The sequence below is a fragment of the Isoptericola cucumis genome (genome assembly GCF_014635665.1).
GTDB lineage: Bacteria > Actinomycetota > Actinomycetes > Actinomycetales > Cellulomonadaceae > Isoptericola > Isoptericola cucumis.
Genome location: NZ_BMDG01000002.1, coordinates 390598 through 406776 on the forward strand (window position 1 = coordinate 390598; position 16179 = coordinate 406776).

Genomic DNA, 16179 nt, shown 5'->3' on the forward strand with positions numbered 1-16179 from the left:
CCGGGTGGCGCGCAAGCGCGAGCGGGGCTTCCCCGCCGCCCCCGAGCCCCTGCCCCTGCCCGTCGTCGACAACCACACCCACCTGGACGTGATCGCCGCCGTCCTGCCGCAGGACGTCCCGGTGCCCACCGTGGCAGAGCACCTGGCCCGGGCCGCCGCGGCCGGCGTCGACCGGGTGGTCCAGGTCGGCTCCGACCTGCCGGCGATCGACTGGACGGACGCCCTGCTCCGCGGCGCCGACGCGGCGCGGGTGCTGGGTGCCGTCGCCATCCACCCCAACGAGGCGGTGCTGCACGCGGGGGTGCGCGAGGTCGGGCCCGACGGGCTGGAGCCGGACCCGGCGGCGCACCACGAGGTGTCGCTCGACGACGCGCTGGCCCGTGTCGCCGAGGTGGCCCGCGCCAACCCGCGGGTGCGGGCGATCGGCGAGACCGGCATGGACCTGTTCCGCACCGGGCCGCGGGGCGAGATCGCCCAGCGCGAGGCGTTCCGCGCCCACGTCGCGCTCGCCAAGGAGCTCGGCCTGGCGCTGCAGATCCACGACCGCGACGCGCACGCGCAGGTGATCGACGTCCTGCTGGCCGACGGCGCCCCCGAGCGCACCGTCTTCCACTGCTACTCGGGCGACGAGGAGATGGCGCGGCTGGCGGCGTCCCACGGCTGGTACCTGTCGTTCGCCGGCCCGGTGACGTACCCGAAGAACGAGCACCTGCGCGCCGCCCTGCGGGCGGTGCCGCTCGGTCAGGTGCTCGTCGAGACTGACGCACCGTTCCTGCCGCCCCACCCGTACCGCGGGCAGCCCAACGCGCCGTACGTCGCCGCGCACACCGTGCGGGCGATGGCGGGCGTCCTCGGGCGACCGCTGGACGAGGTCTGCTCGGCGGTCTCGGCCACGTCCGTGCAGGTCTACGGGTCGTTCGACGGTCCGGCGTGACCGACGGGCCCCTTCCTCCCCGGCGCCGGTTCCGCTACGGTCTGGTGCCCGTGCGGAGTGCGAGCAGGACGGCCGGGCAGGACGACCGGCGGCAGGGCCGGAGGGCCGGCCGGCGGCAGGGCCGTGACCCGCTGCCCACCCCGGCCCGCCATGCCGTGCACGGCGTGGTGCTGGTCGCCCTCCTGGGCGGCTCCCTCGCCGTGGCGCAGCAGCACAAGTCGGTGACGATCGACTACGACGGGCAGATCGCCACCGTCGACGCCTACGGCGACTCCGTGGGCGACCTGCTGGCCTACCACCACATCCCGGTGGGTCCCGACGACCTGGTGCAGCCCGCGGCGAGCGCGTCGGCCCGGGACGGCGGCGAGGTCGTGGTCCGCACGAGCCGCGAGGTGACCGTCGAGATCGACGGCGAGCTCACGACCTTCCCGACGACGGCGCACACCGTCGGCGAGCTGCTCGCGGCGCTCGGGCCGCGTGGCGACGGCGCGGTGACGTCGGCGTCCCGCTCGTCCGTGCTCGACCGCGACGCCGTGCGCGTGTCGACGGTCAAGACGGTGCACGTCGCGGTGGACGGGTCGGTGCTGCCCATCCGCACGTCGCAGGCCACGGTGCGCGACGTGCTCGACAAGGCGGGCATCTCCCTCGGCAAGCACGACCGCACGTCCGCGCCGCTCGACGGGGCCGCCGTGGACGGCATGGTCGTGCTGGTGAGCCGGGGCGACTCGAGCTCGGACACCACGACCGAGGTCATCCCGTTCGAGACGAGGACGATCGAGTCCGACGACCTCCCGAAGGGCTACGAGACGGTCCGCACGGCGGGGGTGCCGGGGGAGCGGGTCACGACGTACTCCGTCAAGACGCTCGACGGCGCCGAGATCGAGCGCACGGTGAAGAAGCGCGAGGTCACGCGCGAGCCGGTGGACGAGGAGATCCTCGTCGGCACCATGGACGTCGCCACGGCCACCCCGGACCCGGGCTCCGCCAAGGCGATCGGGCAGGCGATGGCGGCCGAGCGCGGCTGGACCGGCGCGGAGTGGCCCTGCCTCGAGAACCTGTGGGACAAGGAGTCCGGCTGGCGCTGGAACGCGGACAACCCGGCCAGCAGCGCGTACGGGATCCCGCAGGCCCTCCCGGGCTCGAAGATGGCGACCGCCGGCGCCGACTGGGAGACCAACCCGTCCACGCAGATCGAGTGGGGCCTGGGGTACATCGCCGGCCGCTACGGGTCGCCGTGCGCCGCGTGGGGCCACTCGGTGGACGTCGGCTGGTACTGACGACTACTGACGACCCGACGGGGCGACACGACGGGGGCGACACGCTGAGTGTGGCGTGATCGAACCCCGTGACTTTCCGGTCAACCGAGCACAGACCCGGGCATAACTACCACAGGGCGTCTTGGTGGATGGTCACGATCCGGTTACGGTCTCTGGAGCCGCCGGATCGATGACCGGACCCGACCGCCAGCCGGGAACCCGCCATCGTGCCCGGGACCACTGATGACTGGACCCGTGTGAACCCCTCGAACGACACCCCGACCCCGTCGTCCGCGCCGGCCTCCGAGGAGGCCGCCACCGCGGCCGGCACCTCGACCCGTACGCGCCGGCGCTGGCCGCTCGTCGCGGGCCTCGCGGCAGGCGCGATCGTCCTCGCCGGTGGTGGAGCCGCCGCCTACGGGCAGGCGCACAAGACCGTCACCCTCGACATCGACGGTGAGACCCGCACCGTCGACACCTACTCCGGTTCCGTCTCCGGGCTGCTCGAGTCGCAGGGCGTCCGCGTGGGCGACCGTGACGCGGTCACCCCGGGCGCGGACGCCGCGCTGCGCGACGGCTCCGACGTCGTCGTCCGCTACGGGCGCGAGCTCACGGTGGACGTGGACGGCGAGCGCGACGACGTCTGGGTCACCGCGCTCGACGCCGACGAGGCGCTGCAGGGCCTCGACGCCCGCGGCTCCGACGTCGCGCTCGTCGCGTCCCGCTCCGGCGACCGCGCGTCGCTGCCCCTGCGGCTGGACGCCGAGGAGCCCGTCGCGGTCGCCGTCGACGGCACCACGACCGTGGTCGACGACGCGAGCGTCGGCCTCGAGCCGATCCTCGCCGGCCTCGACGTCACGGTCGACGGCGACGACAACGTCTACGTCGAGCGTCAGGCGCCGAAGACCGAGGGCGACCCCACCGTGCGGGTCGTCGTCGAGCGCGTCGAGACGAAGAAGGTCACCAAGAAGGCCGCGATCGAGCACGAGACGCGCACCAAGACCGACGCCGACCGGTTCGCCGACCTGGGCAGCACCGTTGCCCAGGAGGGGAAGGACGGCGAGCGGACACGCGTCTTCCGCGTGACGACCGTCGACGGCAAGGTCACCGACCGCGAGAAGCTGTCGGACAAGGTGACGACGAAGCCGGTCACCGAGGTCGTGGTCGAGGGCACCAAGGAGCGCCCTGAGCCGGAGCCCGAGCCGGCGCCCGAGCCCGAGCCGGCCCCGGCCGAGGAGAGCACGGACTCGTCGTCCGACTCCGGCTCGTCGTCCGGGGGCTCCGCCCCTGCGGGCGTGTGGGCCCAGCTCGCCGAGTGCGAGTCGGGCGGCGACCCGACGACGAACACCGGCAACGGCTACTACGGCCTGTACCAGTTCTCCGCGGAGACCTGGGCCGCCATGGGCGGCAGCGGCCTGCCCTCGGACGCCTCGGCAGCCGAGCAGACGCAGCGCGCCCAGGCCCTGCAGGCGCAGTCCGGGTGGGGCCAGTGGCCCGCCTGTGCCGCCCAGCTCGGCCTGCTCTGACGTCACCGTCGTGACACCTGGGTCGTGACCTGCGGGTCGCGGCCGACGACGAGACCGCCCGGCCCCGCACGGGGCCGGGCGGTCTCGCTTTCCGGCCCCGCCGCGCCCGTGTCCTTCGTCACGGAGCGGGCGCTGAGCTAGGAACCTGATAACGAATCGGTTACGGTCGGATGTCCCGCGTGCGAGCCGCGCCCACAAGGTGTATGGCCGCGCGGGATGTCGACCGCCGGATCGGCGGGTCGAGTCCGTGATGGCACCACCCGGTGCCGACGTCGCCCGCGGGCGACCCCGTCCGCGGACGGGTGCGGAGGGCGCCCTGCCCGCACTCGACCGCCGTGGCCGGAACCCGCGACGACTGGACCCCTGTGACCCTCACCCCTGACACCACCCCCGAGACCGCCGCGACCGCGAGCGGCACCGTCCGACGCCGCCGCTGGCCGCTCGTGGCCGCCACGGCCGCCGTGGCCGTCGCGGTCGCCGGTGGCGCGCTGGCGTACGGCGACGCGCGCAAGACCGTCACGCTCGACGTCGACGGCAACGTGCGCACCGTGACGACCATGGCCGACTCCGTGGACGCGCTCCTCGAGTCGCAGGGCGTCGTCGTGGACGAGCGCGACCTGGTCGCCCCCGCCGCGACCAGCGACCTGTCGGAGGACGCCGACGTCGTCGTGCGCAGCGGCAAGCAGCTCGACCTCCAGGTCGACGGCGAGCGGACCGACGCCTGGGTCACCGCCCTCGACGCGGACGAGGCCCTCGACACCCTCACCGCCCGCGGCGGCGACGTGCGCATCATCGCGTCGCGCTCGGGCGAGCGGACCTCGCTCCCGGTCGACCTCGACACCGACGGCCCCGTCGCCGTCGTGCACGACGGCGACGCGCAGATCGTCGACGACGCCGAGGACGTGGCGGGCGCGCTGCAGCAGGCGGACGTCTCGATCGACGGCGACGACCGCGTGCACGTGACCGCCGCGTCGCACCCCGAGGTGAAGAAGGACGTCGTCACGGCGGCGAAGAAGACCGAGAAGAAGGCCGAGAAGGCCGAGCCCGGCACCGAGGTCGAGAACGTCGCCTCGCAGGACGCCGACGCCCCGGCGGAGGCCCCGCAGGTCGCCCTCGTGGTGGAGCGGGTGGAGACCAAGAAGGTCACCACGAAGAAGGACGTCGCGCACGACACGACGACCAAGAGGTCGGGCGACCGCTACTCCGACCTCGACGCGAAGGTCTCTCGCGAGGGCGCCGACGGCGTCCGCACGGTGGTGCACCGGGTGACGACCGTGGACGGCGACGTCGTCAAGAAGTCCAAGGTCTCCGACGAGGTCACCAAGAAGCCGGTGACCGAGGTGCTCGTCAAGGGCACCAAGGAGCGCCCCGAGCCCGAGCCGGCGACGCCGACCGGCTCCACCCGCGAGATCGGCCAGCAGATGGCCGCCGCCCGCGGCTGGACCGGCTCGGAGTGGACCTGCCTCGAGTCCCTGTGGACCAAGGAGTCCGGCTGGGACGCCTCGGCGACGAACCCCTCCTCGGGCGCCTACGGCATCCCGCAGTCCCTGCCCGGCTCGAAGATGGCGACCGCCGGCTCCGACTGGCAGTCCAACCCCGCCACGCAGATCGAGTGGGGCCTGGACTACATCTCCGGCCGCTACGGCACCCCGTGCGGCGCGTGGGGCCACTCGCAGTCCGTCGGCTGGTACTGAGCCACGGCTAAACTCCCTGCATGACCCATACCCCTGGCGCCCTGCTCGGCCCTGCGGAGATCCGCGAGCTGGCAGGGCGCCTCGGCGTGCGGCCCACCAAGACGCTCGGCCAGAACTTCGTGCACGACGGCGGCACCGTCCGCAAGATCGTGCGTGCGGCGGCCCTGCGGCCCGGCGAGCGGGTGGTCGAGATCGGCCCCGGCCTCGGGTCCCTGACCCTCGGCCTGCTCGAGGCCGGCTGCTCCGTGGTCGCGGTCGAGATCGACCCGGTGCTCGCCGGCGAGATCGAGGCCACCGTGGCCGCGCACGCCCCCGGCGCCGACTTCGAGGTCGTGGTGGCCGACGCGCTGGACGTCACCGCGCTGCCGGGGGAGCCGCCCACCGCCCTGGTGGCGAACCTGCCCTACAACGTCGCCGTCCCCGTGCTGCTGACGTTCCTGCAGCGCTTCGACTCCCTCGAGCGCGTGCTCGTCATGGTGCAGGCGGAGGTGGCCGACCGGCTCGCCGCCCCGCCCGGCTCGCGCACGTACGGCATCCCGTCCGTCAAGGCGGCCTGGTACGCCGCCGCGCGGCGGTCCCTCACCGTGAGCCGCAACGTCTTCTGGCCCGTGCCGAACGTCGACTCCGCGCTCGTGGCGCTGGAGCGTCGTGACCCGCCGCCGACCACGGCGTCGCGCGAGCAGGTCTTCACGGTCATCGACGCCGCGTTCGCCCAGCGCCGCAAGACGCTGCGGGCCGCGCTGTCCGGGCTGTTCGGCTCGGGCGCCGCCGCGGAGGAGGCGCTCCGCGCCGCCGGCGTCGACCCGGGCCTGCGGGGGGAGCGGCTCGACGTCGCCGACTTCGCGCGGATCGCCGAGCGGCTGGGGCGACCTGCTGGCACGGTGGACGCGTGACGCACCTCGCCGCCGCCCCGACGCCGTCCGTCCGCGTCCGCGCGCCCGGCAAGATCAACCTGTCCCTGCGGGTCGGCCCGGTGCAGGACGACGGCTTCCACCCGCTCGTGACGATCTTCCAGGCCGTCGCCCTGTACGAGGAGGTCACCGCCCGGGAGGTGCCGCCCGGCTCCGGCGTGAGCCTCACCGTCGACGGCCCGCAGGCCGAGCGGGTGCCGCTCGACCGCACCAACCTCGCCTGGCGCGCGGCCGAGGCGCTCGCCGAGCACGTCGGGCTGGCCGCCGACGTCGCGCTGCACGTCGTCAAGGGCGTGCCCGTGGCGGGCGGCATGGCCGGCGGTTCGGCGGACGCCGCCGCGACCCTGGTGGCGTGCGACGCCCTCTGGGAGACCGGCCTGCCCCGCTCCGAGCTGCAGACCGTCGCCGCCGGGCTGGGCTCCGACGTCCCCTTCGCGCTGCTGGGCCACACCGCCGTCGGCACGGGCCGCGGGCACCTGCTCACGCCGGCCATGACGCGCGGCGAGTTCCACTGGGTCTTCGCCACCCGCGACGACGGCCTCTCGACTCCCGCCGTCTACGGGCGGTTCGACGAGCTCGGCGCCGGCGCCCCGTCGGGCGACGCGCCCGACGAGATGCCCGCGGACCCCGGCCTGGCCGAGGAGACCGGGCTCATGCAGGCGCTGCGCGCCGGCGACCCCCACGCGCTGGGTGCCGCGCTGCACAACGACCTCCAGGAGGCCGCCCTGTCGCTGCGCCCCGAGCTGGCCCGCACGCTGGAGGTCGCCCGCGAGGCGGGGGCGCTGGGCACGCTCGTCTCCGGCTCCGGCCCCAGCGTCGCGGCCCTGGCACGCTCGCGCCAGCACGCGCTCGCCATCGCCGCGACGTGGACGGCGGAGGGTGCCGCCGACGCGGTGTGGTGCACCAGCGGCCCGGCGCAGGGCGCCCGCGTCCTGCCCTGACCCGCACGTTGCTGTCGGCCGGTCAGACGTGCTTGGCCAGCCAGGCCAGGGCCGGGGCGAACCGGTAGGCCTCGCCGCCCTCGTGCCCGTTGTAGGGGTAGACGTCGATCCGCTTCTCGGCGGGGCCGTCGGCCCCGGTGTGCAGGCCCCAGGAGTTGAACGCGGCGTACACGGTGGACGGCGGGCAGACGGTGTCCATGAGCGCCGTGGAGAACAGCCCGGCGGCGCGGGCCCGGCGCGCGAAGCTCACCCCGTCGAGGTAGGAGAACGTGCGCCACACGGCGTCCTCGTGCTCCCGGTGCACCGACAGGTACTTCGTGATCTCGCCGTAGGGCATGGCGTCGGAGATCTCGACGGCGCGCCGGTAGTGGCACAGGAAGGGCACGTCCGGCAGGGCCGCCGCGACGTCGGGGACCAGGCCGGCCACGGCGAGGGTGATCCCGCCGCCCTGGCTGATGCCGGCGACCGCGACGCGCGCGGGGTCGATGCCGTCGACCTGGCGCACGGCGTCGACGGCCCGCACCCCGTCGGTGAACACGCGCCGGTAGTAGTGGTCGGCCGGGTCGAGGACGCCGCGGGTCATGACGCCCGGCAGGGCCGGCCCGCTGCCGACCGGGTCCGGGGTGTCGCCGCCCGAGCCCCAGCCCGTGCCCTGCCCGCGCGTGTCCATCACCAGGTGCGCGTACCCCGCGGCGGCCAGGGCGAGCCGCTCGTGCGGCAGGCCGCGTCCGCCGCCGTACCCGAGGAACTCGACGACGGCGGGGAGCGGCCCCTCGGCGTGCGCGGGCCGCACCAGCCAGCCCTTGACCGGGTGCCCGCCGAAGCCGGGGAAGGTCACGTCGTCGACCACGACGGCGGTGAGCCCGGTGTCCACGCGGACCAGCTCCGGGCCGCCGCCGTGCCTGCGCGCCTCGGCGATCGTCCCGGTCCAGAACTCGTCGAAGTCGGCGGGCTCGTCGAGCTCGGGACGGTACGCCTCGAGCTCGGCGCGGGACAGGTCGAACTGGGCCATGGGTCCTCCGGGTCGCGAGCGGACCGGCGTCCGTGCCGGCGCGTCAGCACTGTAGCGTCGCGCGCGGGACGACGTCGTCAGGCGGGTCGAGCGAGGGCGAGCGGGGGGACGCAGTGGGACGCGGGACCAACCTGCCGCGCGTGGGGGACTTCAACCAGCGCGTGGTGCTCGACCGGATCCGCCGGGCCGCGCACGGCGTGAGCCGCGTGGAGCTGGCCGCCAGCACGGGGCTGTCCCTGCAGACGATCTCGAACATCGTCACCCGGCTGCTGGCGCGCGGGCTGGTGGTCGAGGGGGAGCGCAAGGCCGAGGGGCGGGGCAAGCCGCGCACGATGCTGCACCTGGACCCGCGGGGTGCGCACGCCCTCGGCGTGCACGTGGACCCGGTGGTCGTGACCGCCGTGCTCACCGACCTCGACGGGGCGGTGCTCCAGCGCCGGACGCTGCCGACGCCCGTCGGCCCCGACGCGCTGGTCTCGGCCGTCGCCACGACCACCCGCGAGCTGCTCGACGCCGCGGGCATCGAGCCGGCCGGGGTTCTGGGGCTCGGGGTGGCCGCGCCGGGGCCGATCGACATGTCCGCCGGGCGGGTCATCCACCCGCCGCTGCTGGAGGGCTGGTCCGACGTCCCCCTGCGCGACGCGCTGGCGCGCGCCACCGGCCTCGACGTGCTGCTCGAGAAGGACGTGAGCGCGGCGATGGTCGCGGAGCTGTGGCGCGGCAACCGGATGCTGCGGGGCACGTCGTTGTTCTTCTCCATGGGCTTCGGGGTCGCGGCCGCCGTCGCGCACGAGGGCGAGCTCTTCGCCGGCACGTCCCGCAACGCGGGGGAGGTGGGCCACCTCATCGTGGATCCGGACGGCCCCTCGTGCGACTGCGGGCACCGGGGCTGCATCGGGGTGAGCGCCGCGCCGGCGACGCTCGTGCGCGACGCGGTCGACCGCGGTCTGCTCGACCCCGGCACGCCGCGGGTCACGCCGCGCGAGCTGGACGCCGCGCTCACCCGGGTGTGCCGGCAGGCCGGCGCGGGCGACCGGTCGGCGGGCGACGTGCTGCGCACCTCGGCACGCCGGGTCGCGCGCGGGATCACGATCGTCGCCGACCTGGTGGACGCCGACGTCGTGGTCTTCGGCGGGCCGAGCTGGTCGCGGCTCGCGCCGTTCTACGTGCCCGTCGTGCGAGCAGAGCTCGCCGCGCACGCGACGCTGCGGGAGATGCACCCGGTGGAGGTGCTCGGGTCCGCGGTCGGCGACGACGTGGGCGCCGTCGGGGCGGCGAGCCTGGTGCTCGACGACGCCTTCGCGCCGCGGCCGTCCGGGCTGGTTGGCGCCACGGGCGTCGTGCAGCCCTGAGGGCCGCCGAACCGGACCCTCGTGACCGCTTCGGGCCGGCACCCGTGAGAGGGTTGACATCATTAAATCTATTCTGTTGAGTTAATCGCGTCAGGCGGCCCGACGCCGTCGGGCCACGCACTGTGGGCAAAGGAGCACCATGCGACTGGCACGACCCCTGGCCGCGGGAACCGCGGCAGCAGCGCTCGTCCTTGTGGTCGGCGCGTGCGGCTCGGGCACGGGCGGCGACGACGGCGAGGCGACGATCAAGATCGCCTACCAGAAGTTCGGCAACTTCACGCAGGCCGACGAGCTGTTCAAGGACGTCAAGGCGGAGTACGAGGACGCCAACCCCGACGTCACCATCGAGCTCGTGCCCATCGAGGCCAGCCAGAACGACTACTTCACCAAGCTGGCCCTCATGCAGCGCTCGCCGAGCACCGCGCCGGACCTCATGTACGAGGACACGTTCATGATCAAGTCCGACGTCGAGGCGGGATACCTCCTGCCGCTCGACGACCACCTCGCCGGCTGGGACGAGTGGGACCAGTTCGTCGACACCGCGAAGCAGGCCGGGCTCGGCGACGACGGCAAGACGTACGGCGTGCCCATGGGCACCGACACCCGCGGCCTGTGGTTCAACAAGAAGGTGCTGGCCAAGGCGGGCCTGCCCGAGGACTGGGCCCCGAAGACCTGGGACGAGCTGCTCGAGGCCGCCCGCGCCATCAAGAAGGCCGACCCGGACGTCATCCCGCTCAACGTGTACTCGGGCAAGCCCATGGGCGAGGGCTCGACGATGCAGGGCTTCGAGATGCTCCTGTACGGCACGGGCGGCACGCTCTACGACGACGCGTCGTCGAAGTGGGTCGTCGGCTCGCAGGAGTTCGTCGACTCGCTGGCCTTCATCGAGACCATCTACTCCGAGGGGCTCGCCCCGACGCCGCAGCAGGCGCTCGACCCCAACGTCGGCAACACCGTCTCGGCCGAGTGGCTGCCCGCCGACCAGCTGGGCATCGCCCTCGACGGGTCGTGGATGCCGGGCACGTGGCTGGAGGAGGGCACCGCGCCCTGGCCCGAGTGGACCGAGGTCATGGGCACGGCCGCGATGCCCACGCAGGACGGCCAGGAACCCGGCGCGGTGAGCATGTCCGGCGGCTGGACCCTGTCCGTCGGCGCCGGCACGGAGCACCCGGACGAGGCGTTCGACGTGCTGACGATGGCGCTCGACAAGGAGAACTCGCTGCGGTTCGCGATCGACAACAGCCAGATCGCGGTGCGCACCGACGTCGCCGAGGAGCCGTCGTACGCCGAGGCGAACCCGACCGTGCCGTTCTTCTCCGACCTCGTCGAGGTGACGAACTTCCGCCCGGCCACGTCCGACTACGCGCAGATCTCCAACGCGATCCAGGTCGCGATGGAGGCCGTCATGACCGGACAGGCGTCGCCCGAGGACGCAGCCGCCGCCTACGACCAGGCCGTGGTCGACCAGGTCGGCGAAGAGAACACCACGGAGGGCTGAGCAGATGGCCACCCTCGCCCCCGCCGCCGCGGGGACGAGGGGGCCCGGCCCTCAGGCGTCGCGCGGCAGGCACCTGCGGCGCGACGCCCGGCGTCTGGTCCCTCTCGCCCCGGCCGTGGTCCTCCTCGCGCTCTTCATGCTCGGCCCCGTGCTCTGGTCGTTCTACGGCTCGTTCACGAACGCCGCGCTGACGGGCCCGGCCGCGGCGAACCCCGAGTTCGTCGGCTTCGAGAACTACGCGAACCTGCTGGCGGACCCCGACTTCCCGAAGTCGCTGTGGCTGACGGTGCTGTTCGTCGTCGCGTCGGCGATCGTCGGGCAGAACGTGCTCGGGCTGTCGCTCGCGATGCTCATGCGCTCCGCCGTGGCGCCCGTGCGCGCGGTGGTCGCCACCCTCGTGGTCGCCGCCTGGGTGCTGCCGGAGATCGTCGCCGCGTTCGCGGCCTACGCCTTCTTCCACGCCGACGGCACGCTGAACTCGGTGCTGTCCGGCATCGGGGTCGCCGGCCCCGACTGGCTGTTCGAGTACCCGATGCTCGCCGTGATCCTCGCCAACGTCTGGCGCGGGACGGCGTTCTCGATGATGGTCTACTCCGCCGCCATCGCCGAGGTGCCGCCGGAGATCACCGAGGCCGCGACCGTCGACGGCGCCTCCGGGGTGCAGCGCCTCGTGTGGGTCACGCTGCCCACGATCCGCCGCAGTATCTCGACGAACCTCATGCTCACCACGCTGCAGACCCTGTCGGTCTTCACGCTCATCTACGTGATGACCGGCGGTGGGCCCGGCACGGACAGCTCCACGCTGCCGATCCTCGCCTACCAGGAGGCGTTCAAGTTCGCGCAGGTGGGCTACGGCACCGCCATCGCGACCGTCATGCTCGTCATCGGCGCGGTCTTCTCCGTGGTGTACATCCGCAGCCTCAAGCCGGAGGTGGACTGATGGCCGACGTCGCCGCTCCCGCCCGTCGCACCCCCGCGGTGCCGGCGCCCGCCCGTCGCTCCCACCGGCCGTCGATGGCCGCGCCCGGCCAGCGGCTGACCCGGATGCTCGCCAACCTCGTGCTCGTCGTCGTGGGGCTGTGCTTCCTGCTGCCGCTCGGCTGGATCGTCCTGGCGTCCCTCGACGCGCGGGCGACGCTCGTCGTGGACCTGCCCGACGAGGTGACGTTCGCGAACTTCACCGCCGTGATGACGCCCGAGCAGACGTGGGTGCCGCTGTGGAACGCCTTCGTGCTCTCGGCGGGCGCCGGCCTCGTGACGGTGCTCGCCGCGGTCCTCGCCGCCTACCCGCTGTCGCGGTACCGGATGCGGTTCAACAAGCCGTTCATGTACGCCGTCCTGTTCGGGACGTGCCTGCCCATCACCGCGATGATGGTGCCGGTCTACTCCCTGTTCGTGCGGCTGAACCTGCTCGACTCCCTGCCGGGGACCATCTTCTTCATGGCGGCGACCTCGCTGCCGATGGCCCTGTGGATGACGAAGAACTTCATGGACTCCGTGCCGCTCTCCCTGGAGGAGGCGGCCTGGACCGACGGCGCGTCCGCCATGACGACGCTGCGGCGCATCGTGCTGCCGCTCATGCGGCCCGGCCTCGCGGTCGTCTTCATCTTCGTGTTCATCCAGGCGTGGGGGAACTTCTTCGTCCCGTTCGTGCTGCTCCTCTCGCCCGAGAAGCAGCCGGCGGCGGTGAGCATCTTCGCCTTCTTCGGGCAGTACGGGTCGGTGGCCTACGGCCAGCTCGCCGCGTACTCGATGCTCTACTCCCTGCCCGTGATCGGACTGTACGTGCTCGTCTCGCGCATCTCCGGCTCCGGCTTCTCCCTCGCCGGCGCCGTCAAGGGCTGACCAGCCCTGTCCGTCCCACCCAGCATCAGGAGCTTCGATCCATGCACGACACCACCGTCCGCACCACCATGCGTCTCGAGCGCTTCGTCCGTGACTGGTTGGAGGGCGCCGTCCACCGCGACCGCCGCCCGCTCGAGGTCGCCTCGTGGACCGTCGGCGGCGAGCCGGTGCCGTTCGCCGAGGCGGCGCGGGCCACGTACGAGCCGCACGCGATCGGGGCGCCGTGGGGCCGCCCGTGGGACACGGTGTGGTTCCGCGTCACGGGTGAGGTGCCGCCCGAGTGGCGGCCCGGCTCGGCCCCGGCCGGCACGCGGGCGGAGCTCGTCGTGGACCTCGGGTTCACGGGCGCCGGTCCCGGCTTCCAGGCGGAGGGCACCGCGTGGACCACCGACGGGCGGATCATCAAGGCCGTCGAGCCCCGCAACCAGCACGTGCCGCTGGCGCCGGGCGGGGCGCTGGGCGCCGACGGGACGGTCGACCTGTTCGTCGAGGCGGCCGCCAACCCCGACGTCCCCAACGGGGCCTGGACCCGCCCCACCCCCATGGGTGCCTGGGACACGGCCGGCGACGCCCCGATCTACTCGCTGCGCACGATGCACGTCGCCCTCGTCGACGAGACCGTCGCCGAGCTGCTCGCCGACGTGCGCACGCTCTCGGGCCTGGTGCGCGTGCTGCCGCCGGCCAGCCCGCGCGGTGCGCAGGTGCTGCGCGCGCTGGAGGACATGCTCGACGTCGTCGACCCGGACGACATCGCGGGCACGGCGGCGGCCGGCCGCGCGGCCCTGGCCGACGCGCTCGCCGCCCCCGCGACGCCGAGCGCGCACCGCGTGCACGCCGTCGGGCACGCCCACATCGACTCCGCGTGGCTGTGGCCGACGCGTGAGACGGTGCGCAAGTGCGCCCGCACGTTCTCCAACGTGCTGTCCCTGATGGACGAGGACCCGGACGTGCGGTTCGCCTGCTCGTCGGCGCAGCAGTACGCCTGGGTGCAGGAGCACTACCCGGAGCTGTTCGAGCGGATCCGGGAGCGCGTGCGCGAGGGGCGGTTCGTGCCGGTCGGCGGCATGTGGGTCGAGTCGGACACGAACCTGCCGGGCTCCGAGGCGCTCGCGCGCCAGCTCGTGGCGGGCAAGCGCTACTTCATCGACGAGCTGGGCGTGGAGCCGCGCGAGGTGTGGCTGCCGGACTCGTTCGGGTACACCGCCGCGATGCCGCAGCTCGCCCGGCTGGCGGGCAGCGAGAACTTCCTCACCCAGAAGATCTCGTGGAACGACACCAACACGATGCCGCACCACACGTTCTGGTGGGAGGGCATCGACGGCAGCCGCGTCTTCACGCACTTCCCGCCCGTCGACACGTACAACTCCGACCTGAGCGCCGAGGAGCTGGAGCGCGCCGAGCGGCAGTACGCCGAGAAGGGCCGCGCGAACACGTCGCTCGCGCCGTTCGGGTACGGCGACGGCGGCGGCGGCCCGACGCGCGAGATGGTCGCCCAGGCCCGGCGGACGGCGGACCTCGAGGGTTCGCCGCGCGTCGAGCTGTCCGACTCGCAGTCGTTCTTCGACGCGGCACGCGCCGAGTACGCCGCGCCGCCCACCTGGGTCGGGGAGATGTACCTCGAGTACCACCGCGGCACCTACACGTCGCAGGCGCGCACCAAGCGCGGCAACCGGCGCAGCGAGCACCTGCTGCGCGAGGCCGAGCTGTGGGCGACGACCGCGGCGGTGCGCTGCGGCACGCCGTACCCGGCCGAGCGGCTGCAGCGGATCTGGCGCACCGTGCTGCTCCAGCAGTTCCACGACATCCTGCCCGGGTCGTCGATCGCCTGGGTGCACCGCGAGGCCGAGCGGAACTACGCCGAGGTGGCGCGGGAGCTCGAGGAGATCGTCGCCACCTCGCTGCGCGCGCTGGTCGGCGACGGCGACGCCACGGTCGCCGTCAACTCCGCGCCGTTCGCGCGCGACGGCGTCACCGGCGTGGGCGCGCGCGTGCTCGACGGGCCGCGCCGCGGGACCACCGTGGCCCCCGTGCCGGCCGCCACCGGCCCCGGCGACGGCTGGGTGCTGGAGAACGACGTCGTCCGCGTCGTCGTCGACGCCTCGGGGCACGTCGTCTCCGCCGTGGACCGCGCCACCGGGCGCGAGGCGGTCCTGCCCGGCGCGCGGGCGAACCTGCTGCAGCTGCACCGCGACATCCCCAACGAGTGGGAGGCGTGGGACATCGACGAGCACCACCGGCGGACCACGACCGACCTGGACGCGGCGGCGAAGGTCGAGGTCGTCGACGGGCCCGCGGGCCCGTCGCTGCGGGTGCTCCGCGAGTTCGGGTCGTCGCGGGTGGAGCAGGACCTCGAGCTGCCCACGGACGGCCGGGCGCTGCGCATCACGACCCGCGTCGACTGGCACGAGCGCCAGAAGCTGCTCAAGCTGGCGTTCCCGCTCGACGTGCGCGCCGAGCGCGCGACGTCCGAGATCCAGTTCGGGCACGTGCACCGGCCCACGCACGTCAACACGTCGTGGGACCACGCGCGGTTCGAGACGGTCGCGCACCGCTGGGTGCACGTCGCCGAGCCGGGCTTCGGCGTCGCCGTCACGAACGACTCGACGTACGGGCACGACATCACCGCCACGCGGGTCGACGACGGCCGGGACGGTCGTGACTCCGCCACCGGCACGACCGTGCGCCTGTCGCTGCTGCGGGCCCCGATGTTCCCGGACCCCGACGCCGACCAGGGCGAGCACGAGCTGCGCTGCGAGCTCGTCGTCGGCGCCGGCATCGACGACGCCATCCGGCACGGCTACGCGCTCAACCTGCCCGAGCGGGTCGTGACGGGGGAGCGCGGCGTCGAGCCGCTGGTGACGGTCGACGACGACGCCGTCGTGGTCGAGGCCGTGAAGCTGGCCGAGGACGGCAGCGGCGACGTCGTGCTGCGCCTGTACGAGAGCCGGGGCGGCCGGGCGCGGGCGCGGGTGGCGCTGGGCTTCGCCCACGGCGACGTCGAGGTCACCGACCTGCTGGAGCGCCCCGTCGGCGCGGCCGAGCGTGACGGCGACGACGTCGTCGTGGACCTCACCGGGTTCCAGGTCCTCACGCTGCGCGTCCGCCGCTGACCGAACCCCTTCCAGCACCGGATCCGTGCCGCCGTCCGACCGGGCGGCGGCACGGGTCCCGTGCTCGGAGGTGACACGACCGAGCACCACCCCGAGCGAA

The 16179-nt window shown here is 73.9% G+C and carries 12 protein-coding genes; 11 read left to right on the forward strand and 1 reads right to left on the reverse strand.

The features are described from left to right. Positions 1–4: 4 nt before the first annotated feature. The 6 genes from IEW03_RS03950 to IEW03_RS03975 all read left to right on the forward strand — a co-directional run bounded on the left by IEW03_RS03950 (position 5) and on the right by IEW03_RS03975 (position 7262). Complete coding sequence (locus IEW03_RS03950) at positions 5–934, forward strand: TatD family hydrolase (protein ID WP_188522335.1); 930 nt, start codon at positions 5–7, stop codon at positions 932–934. After that, positions 931–2211 (forward strand): resuscitation-promoting factor, encoded by a 1281-nt coding sequence (locus IEW03_RS03955; protein WP_229737365.1) that lies wholly within the window; start codon positions 931–933, stop codon positions 2209–2211. The genes IEW03_RS03950 and IEW03_RS03955 overlap by 4 nt, the downstream gene beginning before the upstream one ends. A gap of 236 nt (positions 2212–2447) precedes the next feature. After that, positions 2448–3716: a resuscitation-promoting factor gene (locus IEW03_RS03960; protein WP_229737366.1), complete on the forward strand. Its 1269-nt coding sequence runs from the start codon at positions 2448–2450 to the stop codon at positions 3714–3716. A gap of 365 nt (positions 3717–4081) precedes the next feature. Further along, positions 4082–5410: a resuscitation-promoting factor gene (locus IEW03_RS03965; protein WP_188522337.1), complete on the forward strand. Its 1329-nt coding sequence runs from the start codon at positions 4082–4084 to the stop codon at positions 5408–5410. A 20-nt stretch (positions 5411–5430) separates the two neighbouring features. Further along, positions 5431–6303: a 16S rRNA (adenine(1518)-N(6)/adenine(1519)-N(6))-dimethyltransferase RsmA gene (gene rsmA / locus IEW03_RS03970; protein ID WP_188522338.1), complete on the forward strand. Its 873-nt coding sequence runs from the start codon at positions 5431–5433 to the stop codon at positions 6301–6303. Continuing rightward, the gene (locus IEW03_RS03975; protein WP_188522339.1) at positions 6300–7262 is read left to right on the forward strand and encodes a 4-(cytidine 5'-diphospho)-2-C-methyl-D-erythritol kinase; all 963 of its coding nucleotides are present in this window, start codon (positions 6300–6302) and stop codon (positions 7260–7262) included. The genes rsmA and IEW03_RS03975 overlap by 4 nt, the downstream gene beginning before the upstream one ends. A 22-nt stretch (positions 7263–7284) precedes the next feature. Here the strand turns inward: IEW03_RS03975 and IEW03_RS03980 are convergent, their stop codons facing one another. Then, on the reverse strand, positions 7285–8274 hold the full coding sequence (locus tag IEW03_RS03980; protein WP_188522340.1) for an acetylxylan esterase: 990 nt from the start codon (positions 8272–8274) through the stop codon (positions 7285–7287). A gap of 140 nt (positions 8275–8414) precedes the next feature. Here IEW03_RS03980 and IEW03_RS03985 point away from each other — a divergent pair, with 140 nt between their 5' ends. The 5 genes from IEW03_RS03985 (at position 8415) to IEW03_RS04005 (ending at position 16079) form a co-directional block, all read left to right on the forward strand. Then, positions 8415–9626, forward strand: a complete 1212-nt coding sequence (locus tag IEW03_RS03985) for an ROK family transcriptional regulator (protein WP_229737367.1) — start codon at positions 8415–8417, stop codon at positions 9624–9626. A gap of 139 nt (positions 9627–9765) precedes the next feature. After that, the gene (locus IEW03_RS03990; protein WP_188522342.1) at positions 9766–11124 is read left to right on the forward strand and encodes an ABC transporter substrate-binding protein; all 1359 of its coding nucleotides are present in this window, start codon (positions 9766–9768) and stop codon (positions 11122–11124) included. 4 nt (positions 11125–11128) lie between these two features. Further along, positions 11129–12064, forward strand: coding sequence for a carbohydrate ABC transporter permease (locus IEW03_RS03995; protein ID WP_188522343.1), 936 nt, complete (start codon positions 11129–11131; stop codon positions 12062–12064). Positions 12065–12138: 74 nt separating this feature from the next. Next, complete coding sequence (locus tag IEW03_RS04000) at positions 12139–12969, forward strand: carbohydrate ABC transporter permease (protein ID WP_188522428.1); 831 nt, start codon at positions 12139–12141, stop codon at positions 12967–12969. Positions 12970–13010: 41 nt separating this feature from the next. Next, the gene (locus tag IEW03_RS04005; RefSeq protein WP_188522344.1) at positions 13011–16079 is read left to right on the forward strand and encodes an alpha-mannosidase; all 3069 of its coding nucleotides are present in this window, start codon (positions 13011–13013) and stop codon (positions 16077–16079) included. Positions 16080–16179: the final 100 nt, after the last annotated feature.

Coding starts and splice junctions, on each gene's coding strand:
- rsmA (WP_188522338.1), top strand. CDS start 5,431: ATGACCCATACCCCTGGCGCCCTGCTCGGCCCTGCGGAGATCCGCGAG.
- IEW03_RS03980 (WP_188522340.1), bottom strand. CDS start 8,274: ATGGCCCAGTTCGACCTGTCCCGCGCCGAGCTCGAGGCGTACCGTCCC.
- IEW03_RS03990 (WP_188522342.1), top strand. CDS start 9,766: ATGCGACTGGCACGACCCCTGGCCGCGGGAACCGCGGCAGCAGCGCTC.
- IEW03_RS03995 (WP_188522343.1), top strand. CDS start 11,129: ATGGCCACCCTCGCCCCCGCCGCCGCGGGGACGAGGGGGCCCGGCCCT.
- IEW03_RS04000 (WP_188522428.1), top strand. CDS start 12,139: ATGGCCGCGCCCGGCCAGCGGCTGACCCGGATGCTCGCCAACCTCGTG.
- IEW03_RS04005 (WP_188522344.1), top strand. CDS start 13,011: ATGCACGACACCACCGTCCGCACCACCATGCGTCTCGAGCGCTTCGTC.